The sequence below is a fragment of the Enhygromyxa salina genome (assembly GCF_002994615.1).
GTDB lineage: Bacteria > Myxococcota_A > Polyangia > Nannocystales > Nannocystaceae > Plesiocystis > Plesiocystis salina_A.
This window is the reverse complement of record NZ_PVNK01000012.1, coordinates 1-13,113: the sequence shown is the minus strand read 5'-3', so window position 1 is coordinate 13,113 and position 13,113 is coordinate 1. Positions and strand designations below refer to the sequence as shown.

General features: G+C 68.5%; 11 protein-coding genes. 6 read left to right on the top strand and 5 right to left on the bottom strand.

Annotated features, from left to right (window positions below):
• Window positions 1-669: 669 nt before the first annotated feature.
• A complete protein-coding gene (locus tag ENSA5_RS01255) occupies window positions 670-2,328 on the top strand; it encodes an MXAN_5187 family protein (protein ID WP_106389720.1) in 1,659 nt (552 codons plus the stop codon).
• Here ENSA5_RS01255 and ENSA5_RS01250 read toward each other — a convergent pair.
• The gene (locus tag ENSA5_RS01250) at window positions 2,318-2,743 is read right to left on the bottom strand and encodes a hypothetical protein (RefSeq protein WP_106389719.1); all 426 of its coding nucleotides are present in this window, start codon (window positions 2,741-2,743) and stop codon (window positions 2,318-2,320) included. The genes ENSA5_RS01255 and ENSA5_RS01250 overlap by 11 nt on opposite strands.
• Window positions 2,744-2,790: 47 nt before the next feature.
• Here ENSA5_RS01250 and ENSA5_RS01245 point away from each other — a divergent pair, with 47 nt between their 5' ends.
• On the top strand, window positions 2,791-3,876 hold the full coding sequence (locus ENSA5_RS01245; RefSeq protein ID WP_146155198.1) for a hypothetical protein: 1,086 nt from the start codon (window positions 2,791-2,793) through the stop codon (window positions 3,874-3,876).
• Window positions 3,877-3,928: 52 nt separating this feature from the next.
• Window positions 3,929-6,223 (top strand): amidohydrolase family protein, encoded by a 2,295-nt coding sequence (locus ENSA5_RS01240; RefSeq protein ID WP_146155197.1) that lies wholly within the window; start codon window positions 3,929-3,931, stop codon window positions 6,221-6,223.
• Window positions 6,224-6,297: 74 nt separating this feature from the next.
• On the opposite strand, the gene ENSA5_RS01235 is transcribed toward ENSA5_RS01240, so the two are convergent.
• Complete coding sequence (locus ENSA5_RS01235) at window positions 6,298-7,131, bottom strand: formylglycine-generating enzyme family protein (RefSeq protein ID WP_181197151.1); 834 nt, start codon at window positions 7,129-7,131, stop codon at window positions 6,298-6,300.
• 208 nt (window positions 7,132-7,339) lie between these two features.
• Here ENSA5_RS01235 and ENSA5_RS01230 point away from each other — a divergent pair, with 208 nt between their 5' ends.
• Together ENSA5_RS01230 and ENSA5_RS01225 are read left to right on the top strand one after the other, a co-directional pair.
• Window positions 7,340-8,014 carry an ArsR/SmtB family transcription factor gene (locus ENSA5_RS01230; protein WP_106389715.1) on the top strand — a complete coding sequence of 225 codons (675 nt, stop codon included), beginning with the start codon at window positions 7,340-7,342 and terminating at the stop codon, window positions 8,012-8,014.
• Window positions 8,011-9,066 carry a TQO small subunit DoxD gene (locus tag ENSA5_RS01225; RefSeq protein WP_146155196.1) on the top strand — a complete coding sequence of 352 codons (1,056 nt, stop codon included), beginning with the start codon at window positions 8,011-8,013 and terminating at the stop codon, window positions 9,064-9,066. Before ENSA5_RS01230 ends, ENSA5_RS01225 begins: the two co-directional genes overlap by 4 nt.
• 36 nt (window positions 9,067-9,102) lie before the next feature.
• Here ENSA5_RS01225 and ENSA5_RS01220 read toward each other — a convergent pair whose 3' ends face one another.
• Complete coding sequence (locus tag ENSA5_RS01220; protein ID WP_106389713.1) at window positions 9,103-10,323, bottom strand: FG-GAP repeat domain-containing protein; 1,221 nt, start codon at window positions 10,321-10,323, stop codon at window positions 9,103-9,105.
• 236 nt (window positions 10,324-10,559) lie between these two features.
• Here ENSA5_RS01220 and ENSA5_RS01215 point away from each other — a divergent pair, with 236 nt between their 5' ends.
• A complete protein-coding gene (locus ENSA5_RS01215; RefSeq protein WP_106389712.1) occupies window positions 10,560-11,126 on the top strand; it encodes a Uma2 family endonuclease in 567 nt (188 codons plus the stop codon).
• A 20-nt stretch (window positions 11,127-11,146) separates the two neighbouring features.
• Here the strand turns inward: ENSA5_RS01215 and ENSA5_RS01210 are convergent, their stop codons facing one another.
• Window positions 11,147-12,055, bottom strand: a complete 909-nt coding sequence (locus tag ENSA5_RS01210) for a calcium-binding protein (protein ID WP_181197149.1) — start codon at window positions 12,053-12,055, stop codon at window positions 11,147-11,149.
• 149 nt (window positions 12,056-12,204) lie between these two features.
• Window positions 12,205-13,113: calcium-binding protein (locus ENSA5_RS01205; protein ID WP_146155194.1), on the bottom strand; the 909-nt coding region annotated here is incomplete at its 5' end.

Sequence of the window (13,113 nt, the reverse complement as noted above, 5' to 3'; positions counted from 1 at the left end):
GTGCTTGCGCAGCGGCTCGGGCGGGGCTGGCGGGGCGAGCTCCTCGGTCGGGGGCGAAGCTACGACCTCGGCCGCGGGCACACCTCAGCCGGCGCCGAAACCGTAATCGTCGCCGCCCAAACCGGACTCCGCGCTTCGCGCAGCTCCAAGCTACAGCGCGGCCCCGGCTCACTCGCCCCAACCACCTCAAAGGTCCGAAGCCCCCCGACCCCTGGCCAGCCCCGCTCTGCCACCCGAGGGTCAGCCGCCTCGCCCACACTCGCGCCGCGGACCAACCCGGTGCACGCGAGCAGTCCCACCACGAGCACCACCGGCGCCTGGTCTGGACGCCGCCTCCCGAGCCCCACGCTCACCGCCAGCACGATCCCCAGCGCCACAGGCAGCACCCCCGGAGCGTCGAGCCAGACCAGGATCCACCCGCACGCGACAGCCGCGATGCACCCAAACGCCGCCAACATGGTTCGCATGCCCGGGTATCGGCCCGCGCGGCCCGGCGTTGCACGACCCGGTCACAAGCCCCCTGGACCGGGCCCCAACCGCCGTCGTGACCCCAATGATGGCTTTTTTTCCACTTTGTCGCCGGAAACCCTACACTGGGCAGCGGTCGTGCTCTTCACGAAGATTTGGACTGCCGTTCTCGCCGTCTTGGCCACCGCGTGCCTCGCCGGGATGTACCTGCTTTCGACCGGTTCGTCCGGCGGCTTCACCGAGGCCGATGAGACGGCCGTTCGGGCCGTGACCGAGGCCGGTATGGCCGCGCTCGCGTCGGACATCAATTCCTCTCCGGTCTCGCTCGGACCCTCGCTGCTGTCCGACACACGCCTCAAAGAGGCCCTCGACGGACCCGCGGTCCCCGAGCCCGTGGCCGCAGGCGAGATCCCGGCGGCGACCCTCCAAGAGGTGTTCGTGCAGGTCGCCAACGAGGGCCTGCTCAACGAGTACCCCCGCATGAGCATGGCGATCACGGACAAGGGCGGGAACATCCTGGCCCGCACCGGCCTCGCGCCGGAGGTGTTCGACGAGCTCATCAAGATGCCCGCGGTCGACACCGCGCTGGCCAGCGAAGAGGCGGCGCTGCTCTCGGCCTCGCTCGCGGGCAAGCTCCACGCGGTCAAGCTCTCGCGCTCGCTGACCGACGCGACCCAGCGGCGGCTGATCACGATCCGCGCCGTCGAGCTCGGCGGCGGCTCGTTCTTCCGCCGGGTCGTCGGCACCCACAACCCCGGCGGCCTCGTCCGCGACGGCGAGGTCCTCGGCGACGCGATCGGCGGAGCCAAGCCCGAAGAGCTCGTGGCCTTCGCGGCCCAGCACACCGACAACATCCCGCCCGAGGGCGCCAGCGCGGTGTTCCTCGTCGGCGAGGGCGCGAGCGCCCGCATCGGCTCGGCCGCGCGCGTGCCCGGCCCGGCTGGCAAGGGCAAGGGCGGGACCCTGTTCGTGGTCCTGTCGAAGAACACCCTGGCCTCGACCCAGCAAGACATGGCGACGGCGCTGCAGGTCGCGCTCGACTCCGGCGGGCTCGGCCAGCTCAACTGGCTGCTCGTCGGCGGGCTGCTCGTGATCAGCCTCGGCCTGACCTTCTATCTGCCCTTCATCGAGTACAACGGCCCGCTGCGCAGGCTCAGCAACGAGTTCAACGGCATCACCGAGGGCCGCCAACACGAGCTCTACCACGACACCTACGGCGGCGAGCTCGGTAAGGTGGCCCGCTCGGCCGCGACCGCGATGGAGGCCTTGCGCGTGTCCTGGGAGAACGAGCTGATGGACTCGGACGCCGAGCTGTCCGACGTCGCGCCGCGACGCACCCGGAGCACGAGGAGCCTCCGCGCCGCGCCCAAGCGGCGATCCCGGGCCCACAAGAGCGCGGCGAGCGAGCCCGAGCCCAAGCAGCTGCTCGAGTCCGACGACGACTCCGGCCTGCCCGAGGCCATCGACCTGCCGAGCGCCGACACCCGGGCCAAGATCGAGCGCCACGCCGCCGCAGAAGCTCCGGTGCTCCCGCCCGACGCCCCGCCCGCGCCCGCGTTCTCCGACGAGATCGCCCCGACCCCGCTCTCGCCCGGCGACAGCTCCGACTCGGTCAGCTTCGCCGACCTCGGCGGCGGCCAGGACCGCGAGAGCTACTACCGCGGCATCTACGACGAGTTCGTCGAGACCAAGGGCGCCTGTGGCGAAGCGACCGAGGGCTTCACCTACGAGAAGTTCGCCAAGAAGCTGCGCAAGCAAAGCGACACCTTGATGGCCCGCCCAGAGGTCACCGACGTGCAGTTCAGCGTGTACGTCAAGGACGGCAAGGCCGCCCTGCGCGCCAAGGTCATCAAGAGCTGACTGCGGCCAGGAGCGTGGAGCCGGGCGGGTCACCCGCGTCGCCTGGGCTGAGGGTCTCGACGAGCGACGCGCGAGTCGCCGGCGCCAGGGCCACGCGGCGGCGATCGATCGTCGAGTCGACGCGCAGCCAGACCGAAGCCGTGGACATGGCCTGGATCGCCGGCTCGGGGATCGAAAAGCCGACGTAGTGGACCGCCGCCGGGCCGTCGTCACCCGGGCGCAGGCGTCGACACGGACACTGCCAGCCGTCGACCTCGAGGCACAGCAGACCACGATCGATCTCGCTCGTCGGGCGCCGCCGAGTCGCTCGTGGGTGGGCCGAGCGACAGACCGAGCAGACACCAACCGAGCAATGACACGAAGGGGGAGACCTGCAGCGGGAGAAGGCGCGAAAGTTATGGAAAATGAGAGTCATTTTCAAGTTATAGTTTCGGGGCCCCCGTGAGCCAGCAGCACCTCGTCATGACTACCTCCCGCGCGCTCCTCATCCTCGCCTCCTCACTGTCGCTCGGCTGCGCCAAGCCAGGCGCGTCCGCGAACCCCGAGACGCCGCTCGAAGGCGTCGAGCACGAGGGCGCGCCGACCAGTGAAGACGGCGCTCCCGCGATCGAGCCCGACGACTGGCCCGCGCTCGAAGCTGCGCTCGGCGGTCCGGGCCTCGTCGGGTGGATGCACGCCTCGGTGCCCGACGCGGGCCTGTTCGTGTTCACCTATCGCAAGCCCGGGGACTTCTTCGCCTACGTCGATCTCCCGATCATCCCCTCGGGTGACACCTACACCCAGCTCGCGGAGCTCCATCGCCACGACAAGGTCCGCCTCTTCGGTCAGTTCGCCGACAACGACGCCGCCAAGCCCCACGTCCGGGCCACGGGCGTCGAGCTGCTCGAGGCCTACGCGTCAGCCTACGAGACGCCGAGCTACGAGCGCGAGCTCGCGCTCCCCGACGGCGTCCCCGAGCGCGACGCGCTCGTCGGCAAGGTCCACGCCGTCGACGGCGAGGGCAAGATCTTGGTGCTCGAGTGGCGCGACGCCGTGATCCCCGTGCGCGTCGATCGGCCCGAGCAGGTCCGCGAGCTGTGGCGCAACGACAAGGTTCGCGTGCACGTGAGCCGCGCGAGCTACCCGGCCAAGCCCGCCCACCTGGTCCTCGACCCCGAGGTCGAGCAGCCCGTCGAGCTGCGCGAGCGCGTGGCCGAGCACCACGGCGAGGCTGTGACCATGCGCGGGAGCCTGGTCCTGTTCCCCGAGAGCCCGCAGATCGTGTTCGACATCTACGCCCTCCAGGTCGAGGACGACGACGGCATCGAGCGCAACTACACCCTGGTCAACTTCGAGGACATGGAGGTGTTCGAGGCGATCCGCGCGCGCCTGGGCGAGATCTGGCACGATGCGCCCGAGACCGCGAAGAACGGGCGTAACAAGCTGATCAAGCCCGGCCTCGAGCTCGAGGTCCACGGCGTCCTCAACGTGGTCTCGCCGGCCCAGGCCAACCCGCAGCTGCTGCTGTCCTCGCCCGAAGACGTCCAGGTTCTCGCCGGGGGCGGCTGACCTCCCGTCAAAGATCTGGCCGCCGGGCCCATCGCTCGGATACCATCCACGTATGCGCATAACGTGGTTTGGGTTGATCTGTGCGGCCGTCGCCCTCGCGGGCTGCAACTCCAACAGCAGCGCCGAGGCAGGCTCGGACACCCAGGCCGAGACCGGAAACACGAGCGAGACCGGCGACACGAGCGAGACCGGCGAGACCGGTGAGCCGCCCGAGCTCGACACTTACGGGTTCGCCAACGGCTGCTTCACCGTGCGCAGCGACGACACCTGGCTGACCGCCAGCAGCTCGGGCGACGCCTACGCCTTCGCCGCGAGTGAGGACGCGGCCGCGCGCTTCTTCATGAAGGCCTCGGACCTCGGAACCTACCTCCTGTACGACCAAGACGGCGGCTACCTCGTGTCCGACGACGGACCGCTGCTGCGCCAGACCACCCTCGCGTCCGACGTCCTGCTGATCGACGACACCTACATCTCGGGCGCCGAGTGGCTGCCCGAGACCTCGGTCGTCGACTGGGATCAGTATCAGCTCCGCAACCGACGCAACGACCAGCTCCTCACCACCGACGGCCTCGCCGAAGACGGCGTCCCGATCACCTTCGAGCCGGCCACGGGCTGCGTCGAGCACCCCGAGCTCACCCTCGACGCCAGCGGCACCGTCGAGCGCACGACCTTCGAAGATGGCGACCTCTACGGCATCGTCGACACCCACTCGCACATCCTGTCCAACTTCGGGTTCGGCGGCGGCGGGATCTTCCACGGCGGCGCCTTCCACCGCCTCGGGGTCGAGCACGCCCTGCCCGACTGCGAGCTGTACCACGGCGAGAAGGGGCGCAAGGACTTCTTCGGCTACGCCTTCGACACCTCGGGCGCCGACGGAGCCGACCTCACCGGCCTGATCCCCGACATCGTCGCGGGCGAGCTCGCCGAAGACAACCACCTGACCGCGGGCTACCCCGAGTTCACCCAGTGGCCCCACGCGCCGACGAGCTCGACCCACCAGACCCAGTACTACAAGTGGCTCGAGCGGGCCTACCTCGCCGGCTTGCGCCTCGTCGTCCAGCACGCGACCACCAACTCGGTCATCTGCCACTTCACCGTCGGCCAGGGCCTGCAAGAGACCCGCTATGACTGCGAAGACATGACCGCGGTCGACCGCATCATCGACGAGACCTACGCGATGGAGCGCTACATTGACGCGCAGTCGGGCGGGCCCGGCATGGGCTGGTTTCGGATCGTCCAGACCCCCGCCGAGGCCCGCGAGGTCATCGCAGGCGGCAAGATGGCCGTGGTCCTCGGGATCGAGACCTCGAACCTGTTCGAGTGCACCTCGGTCACCAAGGCCGGCAACCCGACCTGCGACGAGGCCTACATCCAAGAGCAGCTCGACTACTACTACTCACTCGGGATCCGGGCGATGTTCCCGGTCCACAAGTACGACAACGCCTTCACCCCTGGCGATGGCGATCGCGCGTTCATCGAGCTCGGCAACTTTCTCAACAGCGGGCACTGGTCCAACTTCACCGAGGACTGCCCGGCCGAGGTCACCGACGGCTTCGACCAGGGCGACCTGTTCTTCGGCGGCCTCAACTCCCCGCGCGACGAGTACATCTCGGACCCGCCCAACGACCTCAGCAACTACCCCGAGGCGCCGATCAACATCATCTCGCTCTACATCAACGAGATCATCGAGCCCCCGGCCGAGGGCGACTACTGCCAGAACGCGACGATGACCCCGCTCGGCGAGACCCTGCTCCACGAGATGATGGCCCGGGGCATGATCATCGAGGTCGACCACCTGCCGCAGTGGTCGTACCAGCGCGCCTTCGAGCTGCTCGAGGCCGCCGACTACCCGGTCGCCGGGACCCACGGGCGCAACCTCGACGGCCGCGTCTACGAGCTCGGGGGCGTGTCGAAGACCGGGTTCGGTCGGTGCCGCGGAGACAGCCCCGGCTCGACGGTGGCGGGCTTCATCAACAAGATTCAGTTCATCGCCGACCACGGCGGCTACCCGGCCGAGGGCTTCGGCTTCGACCTCAACGGCTTCGCGGGCGCTCGCGGGCCGCGCTTCGGCGACGGCAACTGCCCGACCCCGCAAGACGACCCGGTGACCTACCCCTTCAGCTCCTACGCCAACGACGTCGAGTTCACGCAGCCCGTGATCGGCAACCGCGAGCTCGACTTCAACTACGAGGGCCTGGTCCACATCGGGCTGCTGCCCGAGTTGATCGAGGACGCCCGGCGCGACGCGGTGTCCGAGGAGGACCTCGAGCCGCTGTTCCGCTCGGCCGAGGGCTACATCCGGATGTGGGAGCGCGCCGAGGAGCGCGCCGCCGCGCTTGGGGGCTAGCACCCCGGGCTGCTAGGAGCCCGGGCTCTCGAGAGCCCGGGCTGGGGGCCTCCTACTGCAGCGCGGCCGATGCCTCAGGGCATGAAGTCGCGGCAGCAGCGGATGCCCGTGTTGTTGAGGCGGTAGTCCCGTGCGCGGACGCTGCCGACGGCGCAGCGGACGATGTTGGCGCTGCTGTTGAACGAGCCTCCACGACGTCGGCACTCTTGCTCGCTGTCGGGGACGTCGGCGTCGTCACAGGCCGAGGTCCACTCCCAGACGTTGCCGCTCATGTCGCGCAGCCCGGGGATGTCGCCCTCGCAGCCCGGTAGGGTGCCGACGTCGACGACTTCGTCGATGCCAGCGTCTTCGCCGTTGCAGGCGTTGGCGTCATACATCGCGCCGTAGGGATAGGTCTGGCTCGCGTCACCGCCGTTGCAGGCCCGGAACCACTCGTTGTTCATCGCGTCGTTGGCATCGGCGAGGGTCGCGGGCTGGCCGTCGGTGAGCCCGCACAAGCGCTTGCCCTCGCTGGCACAGTAGGCGTATGCGTCGCACCAGTCGACACCTGTGACCGGCGCGTCAGAGTCGAACAGCTGAGAGTCCCAATACTGTGGGGTGAAGCTGTCCTTCCACGCGCAGACCTCAGGCAGATCGTCGAGGTTGGCCTGGGGCAGGAAGCCCGCGTACTCAAAGACCGAGACCTCGGTCGCGTCGATCCAAAACTCGCCGTTGGTGACCATGCCGTCTGGGTCTGGGTCGCCGTCGCCGTCGCCGTCGCCGTCGCCGGGATCACCATCGCCATCGCCATCGCCATCGCCATCACCATCACCATCACCATCACCATCGCCGGTGCTGGTCTCGGTGTCGGTGTCGGTGCCGGTCTCTGCACCGCTCCCTCCCTCCGGGCCAACCTCCGTGCAGGCCACGATGGAGACGAGTGTCAGTGAGGACGCAATCGAGAATAGGGTTGAGTTCTTCATGCTGAGTCCGCTTTCGCGCATGGTACTTCGTGTGAACAGCGCGAGTGCGAGACCGTGGCCAGCCGAGCCCTCCTGCTGGCCTTCTTTTCAGCCCGAGAACATTAATCAAAAGATCGTTTGACCAAATGAATAATGGGGGCTAGGACTATCCCCCATGACGGAACACGAGCTCACTCCCGCTCGCGCCTGCTACCAGGAGGCCGCGCAGATCGCGTCGGCTCTCGCCTCCGCGCCTCGCCTTCGCCTGCTGAACCTCATCGTCCAGACGCCTCGCAGTGTGGGCGAACTCTCCGCCCTCATGGACCAGAGCAAGGCGGCGACGAGCGCCCAGCTCAAGGTCCTCCGGGACGCAGGCCTGCTCATCCGTGAGGCTCGCGGTCGGCAGCGCCTACACCGCATCGCCAACCGCGCGGCGCTCGCGCTGTTTTTGGCCCACCGTGACTTCGCCCTCCACCAGTCCGCGAGGGTCCGCGAGCGCATGCGCCGAGCCGAGGATCAGGCGCCCCTGGTCCACGAGGATCCACGAGAGCTGGCCCAGGCGGTCCAAGACGGGACCACGCAGATGCTCGACCTGCGCCCCCCAAAGGAGTGGCTCCACGCCCACCCCGCGGGGGCCCAGAACCTGCCCTTCGAGACCCTCGACGACGATGAGCTCCCCCGCGACGCCAACTACGCCGTGTTCTGCCGCGGCCCGGTCTGCGCCAAGGCCATCGAGGGTACGGCGAAGCTGCGCGCCCTCGGCCTCGACGCCCGGCGGATCCCCGCGGGGATCGCCGAGTGGCGCCTCGCCGGGCTGCCCCTGACCACACAGCTGGAGGAGCTCGCGTGAAGGCCAAAGCAGAGCCCTCCTCGAGCCTGGCCCTCGTGCCCTTGCGCTGGGTCGTGGGCTGGCTGTTCTTCTCGGCGCTGTGGCGCCGGACCGTGCTCTCGCCCAGCAAGCTCGACGTGTGGGCGCCGGGCAGCCTGGCCGAGAAGACCAACCACTTCCTGCCCCACGCGCTCGATCCCGGACAGATGCTCGAGTGGACCTTGCGCCACCCCGAGCTGCTCCAGGTCTTGCTCGTGGTCGTCACGGTGCTCGAGGGCGTCGCGGGGCTGTTGCTCCTCCTCGGCCTGGCCTCGCGTTTCGCCGGCGCCCTGGTCACCGTGCTGTCCGGCGCGATCTTGCTCAGCGCGGGCTGGCTGGGGACGACCTGCCTCGACGAGTGGCAGATCGGCGTGCTCGGGATCGCTGGCGGGCTCGCCATCGCCATCGCCGGGGCGGGTTCGCTCTCTCTCGACGCCCGCTGGGCCAGGCGCCCGGGCGCCGAGTCGTCCCGCGCCTTTCGCCTCCTCGCCGGCGGCGAGCTCCCTCGCGCCCTCGTTTTCGGCGGCGCCGTGGCGACCTTGGCCCTGACCCTCGCCACCAACCAGATCTTTCACGGCGGCCTGTGGGGCGAGCTCCACAACCTCTCGGCCAAGCCCCACGTGGAGATCTTTACCGCGGCGCGGGAGGGGGACTCGGTCCACGTCGACCTCATGCGTGACGAGGGCCCTGACACGCACGGCGCCTTCGTGATCGCGGCCGAGTACCTCGACGCCGACGGCGAGGTCGTCGAGCGGCTCGAGCCCGAGCTGCTCTCGAGTCTCCCTCGCCGCGCGATCGCCAACCGCTACATCGCCCAGGTCCAGACCGGACCCCACGGCCTCGTGCTCCCCCTCGGTGCCCGGGCGAGCGTGGTCTTGCCCGTGAGCGCCCCCAACGCGGCCTGCTTGCGCCTCGTCGAAGTCAGCGGCCGCCAGTGGACGGCCCCGCTGAGCGCAGCGACCAACGCATCTCGAGCTCTGCCGGGAGTTGAGCCCCAGCGCGGGCTCGCTCGTTGTCAAACGAGGCCAAGCTGAGCATGAACGTTGAGGCGGGCGAACTCGATACGCATGTCAGGTCTGCTCCGAGATGAGCGCAATCAGCCCGTCGGGGATGGGCGCCGCCAGGTCTTCGATCCCGTCGCCGTTGAGGTCGCCACGCAGCAGCAGAGCCGGGGCGAGGTCGACCACGCTCGAGAACGGGTCAGTATCCATCAACTTCGTGATGTCGTCCGCGACCCTCAAAGTATCATCGACGCGAACGACGATCTCGTCGACGCCATCACCGTCGAGATCGACCGGCACGCCAAACTCGACGCCATCGCTCAGCGAGTGAACCACGGGCGCGGAGTCGGGAGTTAGCGGAAACTCATCGAAGATCAGCAATTCCGACGCAGTGGCGGCGACCAACTCTAGGCCCGGTGAGTCGTCGAGTTGTCCCACCAAGAGCCGGCCCAGCGAAGGAGCTGAATACGTCTCGCTCGACGCGATCGAGGCCCCCTGCTCCGACAAAATCAAGTCCGACAAAATCACGAACAATCCCTGTCCCGGATCAGAGTATTTTTCGCAGTCTCCTGTGTCAAAGGTGAACGCGGCGTCGACGGTCCCATTGCCATCGAAGTCTCCGCTTGCCGCCCCGCCCGCCAGCCAACATCCGGCGGTACCAATGGGCACGCTCTCCTCCAGGGTGCCTTGGTCGTAGTGGAATACAGAGACATTCTGTTGAAAGGGGACGCCGGACGAGGAGGCGACCACCGCAGCCGGACCGCTCGGCGAGCCAAAGGGCTGGGGATAGTCGAACGCGCCCATCGCTTCGCCGCCCCAAATTGGACTGGTCAACTGGCCGGCCTCAACGCGGTGAAGTGAAGCGGCACCACTGCGCGACACCAGAATCTCTTGACTGCCATCGCCATCGAAATCTGCGGTGGCGATGCGCGAGACGCCGCTGGAGGTGTCGAACGCGATCGTCGCGGTGCTCGTCCGTACAACCTGGCCGTCAAGGTACTCGAGCAGGTGTAGGGTGCTGTTTGCAAATGAGTAGGCGAGCAACTCCGCGCGACCGTCGCCGTCGAGATCCGCGAGAGTGAGGCCGTCCGAGGGCAGCGCTGCGCTCACCAGGTCGAAGCAAATACCGTCGTAGGTGGCATCTCCTTCGCATCCTGCAGGCAGGTCCCCTTCGCCGTCCCCCGCGATGTCGGCGTCATCTGCTGCGATGGGAGGATCGCGGTGGCAAGCCGCAAGAGCCACAAAGGCCGCGAAACCCAGCGTCCATACTCGACCCGGTATTCTGCCCATGCGCTGACGCTAACACACTCGTCGGCGCAGGAGCGGAGCTTGCGGTTCCCGCGCGCATCCCGACCCTCGACGGCAGCGCGCTACATCAGGATCTGGAAGCGCGCCGCAGCGCTTGATCAAGGGCTAGCACCACGGGCTGCTAGAGCGACGACCGCAGACTGCAACAGTTTCCGCCTGCGGCCGACTACATCAATATGACGGTCGCACCACACCATCCTGCTACGCTCACGCCCTACATGAGCAAGAAGCGCCTCCGGGGCGCGGCTGCGCTGGACGCGGTCGCACAGGCCCCTCCAAACATGGTCGCCGAGGTCCTGGACGGCGAGCTCCACACCTCGCCGAGGCCGCGAATCCGGCACGCTCGGGCCTCCTCGGTGCTCGGGGTGATCCTCGGGGGCAGCTTCGACGGCGACAGCGAGCCCGGCGGCTGGATCCTGCTCGACGAGCCCGAGCTGCATCTAGGTGAGGAGCCCGACATCCTGGTCCCGGACCTGGCCGGGTGGCGGCGCGAGCACATGCCACAGCTGCCGGATCATGCCTTCCTCGAGCTCGCGCCCGACTGGGCGTGTGAGGTCCTCTCGCCGTCTACCGAAGGGATCGATCGGGTCAAGAAGCGAGCGATCTACGCGCGGGAAGGCGTCACGCATCTGTGGTTCGTGGCACCGGAGGCGAAGGTGCTCGAAGTCTTCGCGCTCGACGCCGGAGGCTATCGCCTGCTCGACTCGTGGGCAGCGCAAGCGCTCGTGTATGCGCCGCCCTTCGAGGCCCTCGGGCTCTCGCTCGCCGAGCTCTGGCTCAGCTAGCAGCTAGCAGCTAGCGCTGCTCAATGCTCGGTCTGGATCGCCTCGATCTGATTCGACCCGAGGTAGTAGCCCGCGATCCGGATCACCCCCGACGGGGTCACGAGCACGTAGTCGCTCCCGGCTCGCAGGGGCGTGAGGTCATCGGGCCCGACGCCGCCGAGCCACAGCAAGTCGTTGCCGCCCTCCTCGCCGTCGATGGTGTCGTCGCCGTCGTCGACCCGCCAGATGTAGATGTCATCCTCGGTCCCGCCCGCGAGGATGTCGTTGCCCTCGCCACCGATCAGGGTGTCGAGCCCCTCGCCGCCGAACAGGGTGTCGTCGCCGAGCTCGCCCCACAGCTGGTCGTTGCCGTCGCCGCCGTCGAGCAGGTCCCCGTCGTCGCCGCCAAACAGCCGGTCGTCGGCGGTCTCGCCGTAGAGCTCGTCGGCCTGGGCGTCTCCGAACAGCACGTCGTTCTCGGCCCCGCCGTAGAGCTTGTCCTCGCCAGGACCGCCCATGACCAGGTCGATCCCGTTGAAGCCCTCGCAGATGTCGATGCCGGACCCGCCCTCGAGGCGATCGTTGCCGTCGCCACCGTCGAGCAGATCGTTGTTGGTCCCGCCGAGCAGGAGGTCGTCGCCCTCGAGCCCGGTCAGCTCGTCGTTGCCGCCGAGCGCGTCGATGGTGTCGCCGAGCTCGGCCCCGGTCAGGTTCTCGCTCGACTCGCTGCCGGTCACCATCATCCCGCCGACGCCGGCCGAGGCCCACTGGCCAAAGTCGACGGTCTTGTCGGGCACGATCGAGCTCGACACGCCGCCGGTTATCGGGATGTCGCCGCTCGCGTCCTCGCAGGGGCTCGCGCCCGCGCAGGGATCGCTGCCGTCGTCCTCGCCCGTCTCCACCCCGTCGCCGTCTCCGGAGTTCGAGTCGGTGCCCATGGTGCCGCTCATGGTGCCCATGGTGAAGGTCCCGAAGCCCCCCCCGTCTTCTGAGGCACCCGTGGCGCAGGCGAACAGCGAGACTAGCGCGAAAAGCGGAGTCGAACGAGCAAGGCGCATGCCTACGACAGTCGCCGAGCTTGGTCGCGTTGTCGAGCGGATTACTGCTCGGTCTGGATCTCCTCGACCACGTTCTGGTTCGAGTAGTAGTTGACCATCGTGATCGTCGCGCCCTGGACGACCACGCGCAGGTCGTCGTTGACCCGGAGCAAGACCAGGTCTCCCGGGCCATGGTCGCCGATCCACAGGATGTCGGTCCCGGAGGTCTCGCCGCTGATCGTGTCGTCGCCGTCGCCGGAGCGCCAGACGTAGACGTCGCTGTCGAGACCCCCGCCGAGGATGTCGGTACCAGTCCCACCCTCGAGCACGTCGTCGCCGCTCGAGCCGGTCAGCGTGTCGTTGCCGCTGCCGCCGACGAGGATGTCGGCCTCGCTGCCGCCATCGAGGATGTCGGTCCCGCTGTCGCCGAGCAGCCAGTCGTCGCCCGCGCCACCGTTGAGCTCGTCGTCGTCGTTGCCGCCGAGGAGCACGTCGTCGCCCTCGCCACCGTTGAGCACGTCGTCGCCCTCGGAGCCCGAGACGAGGTCGTCACCGTCCCCGCCGTAGAGCACGTCGGCCTCGCTCTCGCCCTCGAGCTTGTCGTCGCCGGCGTCGCCGAACACCAGGTCGAGGCCGGAGCCCGCGAGGATCCAGTCGTCGCCGTCCTGGCCGTAGATCTCGTCGTTGCCGTTGAGCCCGTTGATCGTGTCGGCGTCGTTGGTCCCGTACTCGTTGATGTCGTTGCCGTCGGTCAGCGTGATGAGGTTGCCGCCCGCGTCGTTCCATGGCGACTGATCGGGCGACGCGCTCGGCAGCGGATCCGCTGACTGGCCCTCGATCATGAAGTCCGCGGTCACGTCGGTGCAGTTGGCGATGCCTTCGCAGTTGGGGTCTCCGAGATCGCCGTCCCCGTCGCCCGTGTCTCCGTCCCCGTCGCCCGTGTCTCCGTCTCCGTCGCCCGTGTCTCCGTC

Coding starts and splice junctions, on each gene's coding strand:
- ENSA5_RS01240 (WP_146155197.1), top strand. CDS start 3,929: ATGCGCATAACGTGGTTTGGGTTGATCTGTGCGGCCGTCGCCCTCGCG.
- ENSA5_RS01255 (WP_106389720.1), top strand. CDS start 670: ATGTACCTGCTTTCGACCGGTTCGTCCGGCGGCTTCACCGAGGCCGAT.
- ENSA5_RS01245 (WP_146155198.1), top strand. CDS start 2,791: ATGACTACCTCCCGCGCGCTCCTCATCCTCGCCTCCTCACTGTCGCTC.
- ENSA5_RS01210 (WP_181197149.1), bottom strand. CDS start 12,055: ATGAGCGGCACCATGGGCACCGACTCGAACTCCGGAGACGGCGACGGG.
- ENSA5_RS01250 (WP_106389719.1), bottom strand. CDS start 2,743: ATGACTCTCATTTTCCATAACTTTCGCGCCTTCTCCCGCTGCAGGTCT.
- ENSA5_RS01230 (WP_106389715.1), top strand. CDS start 7,340: ATGACGGAACACGAGCTCACTCCCGCTCGCGCCTGCTACCAGGAGGCC.
- ENSA5_RS01215 (WP_106389712.1), top strand. CDS start 10,560: ATGAGCAAGAAGCGCCTCCGGGGCGCGGCTGCGCTGGACGCGGTCGCA.
- ENSA5_RS01220 (WP_106389713.1), bottom strand. CDS start 10,323: ATGGGCAGAATACCGGGTCGAGTATGGACGCTGGGTTTCGCGGCCTTT.